Here is a 3967-nt window from a genome sequence, read left to right as displayed (position 1 = left end):
GCTCCCACAGGGATGGTCTTATGCCTGTCAACCCCGATCAGACTCAGGATCAGCAACAACGGCAACAGCAGCGTCTTGAGTATCCGCACGATCCGTCTGCTCCCTGATGAATGACGATATCGCCATCCTAAAACCCCGACGCCCGCGCCGAGCTACTACCTTGGTACTGCCCCGGCGGTACTTTCTGCATATTTCCCCGCAACCCTGGCCTTCCTATGCTGGCGCTACCTGCAATGGAGGATGTCATGCGCCGGCTCGCACGTTTTGCCCTGATATATCTGCTGGCTACGACCACCGCTCAGGCCGGCGATGCCGTGGCGTTGCAAGTGCGTATCGGCTACCTGGGTTATCGCCCCGATCCCGGCCCGCTGCTGTCCAATGTGATTGCCGAACCGAGCGATGCCGGGCTGCGCGGCGCCGAGCTGGCGATTGTCGACAGCAACAGCACCGGACGTTTTCTCCAGCACGACTACCGCCTCGAAAGCGCCAGCGTCGACAGCCCCGAAGCGCTGCTCCAGGCCGCCCGCGCCCAGCACGATCGGGGCCTGCGGCTGTTCGTGGTGAATGCACCCGCTACCAGCCTGCGCCAGCTCAGCGCCGCCCTGCCCGACAGCCTGTTGTTCAACGCCGGCAGCCCCGACGACAGCCTGCGTACCAGCGATTGCCTGGGCAACGTGCTGCACACCCTGCCTGATCGGGCGACACTCGCCGATGCGCTGATCCAGTTCAGCGTTGTGCGCAAATGGCAACGCGCCTTGCTGATCGTCGGCCAGACCCCCGCAGACCAGGCCTACGCCGCCGCACTGCGCCGGGCCATGAAGCGTTTCGGCATGAAGATCGTCGCCGAGAAACCCTGGCAGCTCGACAACGACCAGCGCCGCAGTGCCCAGGCCGACATGCCGCTGTTCACCCAGACCGCCGAATACGACGTGGTGCTGGTGGCCGACGAGCGCGGCGATTTTGGCGAGTACGTGCCCTACCAGACGTGGTACCCGCGTCCCGTGGCCGGCACCCAGGGACTGACCCCGACCGGCTGGCACAAGACGGTCGAGACCTACGGCGCGGCGCAATTGCAAAAACGCTTCGAAGCCATGGCCGGGCGCTGGATGAACGACCGCGACTTCGCTGCCTGGATTGCCGTGCGCAGCATTGCCGCCGCCGTCAGCAAGCTGCGTCAGGATGACCCGTTCGCCATCCGCCAACTGGCCCTCGGCGACCAACTGCCGCTCGACGGTTTCAAAGGCCGCAAGCTCAGCTATCGCCCCTGGAACGGCCAATTGCGCCAACCGATTGCGCTGGTCCAGCCACGCGCCCTGGTCAGTACCTCGCCCCAGGACGGGTTCCTGCACCCCAGCAACGAAATGGACAGCCTGGGCTACGACCGGCCCGAAGTCAGCTGCCGTTACCCCTGATCAATAACAACAACAAGGAAAACGCCATGCGCCGCCCCCTGCTCTGCCAGATTCTCGCCTTCGGCGCTGCGTTGATCGCGGCGGGCCCTGCCGTCGCCGCCATCGCCTGGGTCTCCAACGAGAAAGACAACAGCCTGAGCCTGATCGATATGCACAGCCTGGAAGTCGTCGACACTCTGCCGGTGGGCCAGCGCCCTCGGGGTCTCCTGCTGTCCCATGACAATCGCCTGCTGTACATCTGCGCCAGCGATTCGGATCGCGTCCAGGTGATGGACGTTGCCACCCGCAAGATCATCAAGGAGTTGCCCTCCGGCAAGGACCCCGAACAGTTCGCCCTGCACCCCAACGATCGTTGGCTCTATGTCTCCAACGAAGACGATGCCCTGGTCACGGTGATCGACACCGAAACCTCCGAAGTACTCGGCCAGATCGCCGTGGGCGTCGAGCCCGAAGGCATGGCCGTCAGTCCCGATGGCAAGTGGGCGGTCAACACCAGCGAGACCACCAATATGCTGCACTGGATCGACACCAGCACCCAGACATTGGCCGACAACACCCTGGTGGACCAGCGGCCGCGCTTCGTCGAATTCAACCGCGACGGTACGCAGCTCTGGGCCTCGGCCGAGATCGGCGGCACCTTGAGCATTCTCGACGTCGCCTCCCGCCAGGTACTCAAGACCCTGACCTTCCAGATCAAGGGCGTGCACCCGGACAAGGTCCAACCGGTCGGCATCAAGCTCAGCGCCGACGGCAAGCTGGGGTTCGTCGCCCTGGGTCCGGCCAACCATGTCGCGGTGATCGACACACAGACCTTCGAAGTGCTGGATTACCTGCTGGTGGGTCGACGGGTCTGGCAGTTGGCATTTACCCCGGACCAGCAGCAACTGCTGGCAACCAATGGCGTCAGCGGCGATGTCTCGGTGATCGACGTGCAGAGCCGCAAGGTGCTCAAGTCAGTGAAAGTCGGACGTTATCCGTGGGGCGTGGTGGTCACGCCATGAACGCCTTGGAGGTCAGCGAACTGAGCTTTGCCTACGGCGCGCGCGAAGCCCTGCGCCAGATCAGTTTCAGCCTGCCCGCCGGGCGCTTCGCCGCGCTGCTCGGGCCCAACGGTGCCGGCAAGTCGACGCTGATTGCCTTGCTGACGCGCCTGTACGACGTGCAACGCGGCGAGATCCGCGTCGGCGGCCACTCGTTGCAGGCCGCGCCGCGACAGGCCTTGCGTCAGTTGGGCGTGGTGTTCCAACAAAGCACCCTGGACCTGGACCTGAGCGTCGAACAGAACCTGCGTTATCACCTCGCGCTGCACGGCGTTGCCCGGCGCAAGGCCGACGTCCGGATTGAGCTCGAACTGGCGCGCCAGCACCTGACCGAACGGCGTCACGAGCGGGTGCGCAACCTCAACGGCGGGCATCGGCGCCGGGTGGAAATTGCCCGCGCGCTGCTGCATGAGCCGCGCCTCTTATTGCTCGATGAGCCGAGTGTCGGCCTCGATCCGGCCAGTCGTCAGGCCCTTGGAGAGCATATCCGCCAACTGTGCCGCGAACAGCGCATCAGCGTGCTCTGGACCACGCACCTGCTGGACGAAGTGCAGCCCTTTGACGACTTGCTGATCGTGCATCAGGGGCGGCTGGTCGCCAGCGGTCGCGCCGAGGCGGTGAGCCTGGAACATGGCGGCAGCCTCGGCTCGGCCTTCCATCGATTGACCGCCCCGGGAGTGGCCGCATGAATGCGTATTGGCAGTGTTTCAGCGGCATCGTGATGCGCGAATGGCTGCGCTTCGTGTTGCAGCGCACGCGGTTGCTCAGCGCCCTGGTGCGGCCGTTGTTGTGGCTGCTGGTGTTCGCCGCCGGCTTTCGGGCCGCCTTGGGCATTGCGATCATCGCGCCCTACGACACCTACATTCCTTATGAGGTGTACATCGTGCCGGGGCTGGCCTGCATGATCCTGTTGTTCAACGGCATGCAGGGCTCGCTGTCGATGGTCTATGACCGGGAAATGGGCAGCATGCGCGTACTGCTCACCAGCCCCCTGCCCCGGGCCTTCTTGCTGGCGAGCAAGTTGCTCGCGACTGCGCTGATCTCGCTGTTGCAGGTCTATGCCTTTCTCGCCATCGCCTGGCTGTATGGCGTCCGGCCTCCCGCCACGGGCCTGCTGCTGGCGCTTCCGGCGTTGCTGCTGGTGGCCTTGATGCTCAGTGCCCTCGGCTTGTTGCTGTCCAATGCGATCCGCCAGTTGGAGAACTTCGCCGGGGTGATGAACTTCGTCATCTTCCCGATGTTTTTCCTCTCTTCGGCGCTGTACCCGCTGTGGAAAATGCTCGAGGCCAGTCCGTGGTTGTACTGGCTGTGCGCGGTGAACCCGTTCACCCACGGCGTGGAGCTGGTGCGTTTCGCCCTGTATGGGCAATTCAACCTGCTGGCAATGTCGGTGTGCGCGGGTCTGAGCCTGATGTTTGCGTTGCTGGCGGTGTGGACGTTCAATCCGCAGCACGCGGCGTTGCGCAAGGCGAATTAAAGCTACCTGGCAAATATCCCTGTGGGGGCGGGGGGGGG

4 protein-coding genes are annotated in these 3967 nt (G+C 64.3%); all 4 read left to right on the top strand.

Features of this window, described 5'->3' with window-relative positions:
• Window positions 1-245 precede the first annotated feature (245 nt).
• Genes ACE04F_RS28030 through ACE04F_RS28015 form a run of 4 tightly spaced genes read left to right on the top strand, consistent with a single transcriptional unit; the run spans window position 246 to window position 3929 of the window.
• Entirely contained in the window at window positions 246-1412 is a 1167-nt protein-coding gene (locus ACE04F_RS28030; RefSeq protein WP_486110846.1) for an ABC transporter substrate-binding protein, read from the top strand.
• Between the two features lie 26 nt (window positions 1413-1438).
• Window positions 1439-2413 (top strand): YVTN family beta-propeller repeat protein, encoded by a 975-nt coding sequence (locus ACE04F_RS28025; protein WP_486110844.1) that lies wholly within the window; start codon window positions 1439-1441, stop codon window positions 2411-2413.
• Entirely contained in the window at window positions 2410-3141 is a 732-nt protein-coding gene (locus tag ACE04F_RS28020; RefSeq protein ID WP_486110842.1) for an ABC transporter ATP-binding protein, read from the top strand. The genes ACE04F_RS28025 and ACE04F_RS28020 overlap by 4 nt, the downstream gene beginning before the upstream one ends.
• A complete protein-coding gene (locus tag ACE04F_RS28015) occupies window positions 3138-3929 on the top strand; it encodes an ABC transporter permease (protein ID WP_486110840.1) in 792 nt (263 codons plus the stop codon). Before ACE04F_RS28020 ends, ACE04F_RS28015 begins: the two co-directional genes overlap by 4 nt.
• Window positions 3930-3967 lie beyond the last annotated feature (38 nt).

It is taken from the genome of Pseudomonas sp. AGC41, from assembly GCF_057334555.1.
This window is presented reverse-complemented; position numbering and strand designations above follow the sequence as displayed.

Bases quoted from the DNA above. Each gene is read 5' to 3' on its own strand.
- ACE04F_RS28030 (WP_486110846.1), top strand. From the start codon at position 246: ATGCGCCGGCTCGCACGTTTTGCCCTGATATATCTGCTGGCTACGACC.
- ACE04F_RS28025 (WP_486110844.1), top strand. From the start codon at position 1,439: ATGCGCCGCCCCCTGCTCTGCCAGATTCTCGCCTTCGGCGCTGCGTTG.
- ACE04F_RS28020 (WP_486110842.1), top strand. From the start codon at position 2,410: ATGAACGCCTTGGAGGTCAGCGAACTGAGCTTTGCCTACGGCGCGCGC.
- ACE04F_RS28015 (WP_486110840.1), top strand. From the start codon at position 3,138: ATGAATGCGTATTGGCAGTGTTTCAGCGGCATCGTGATGCGCGAATGG.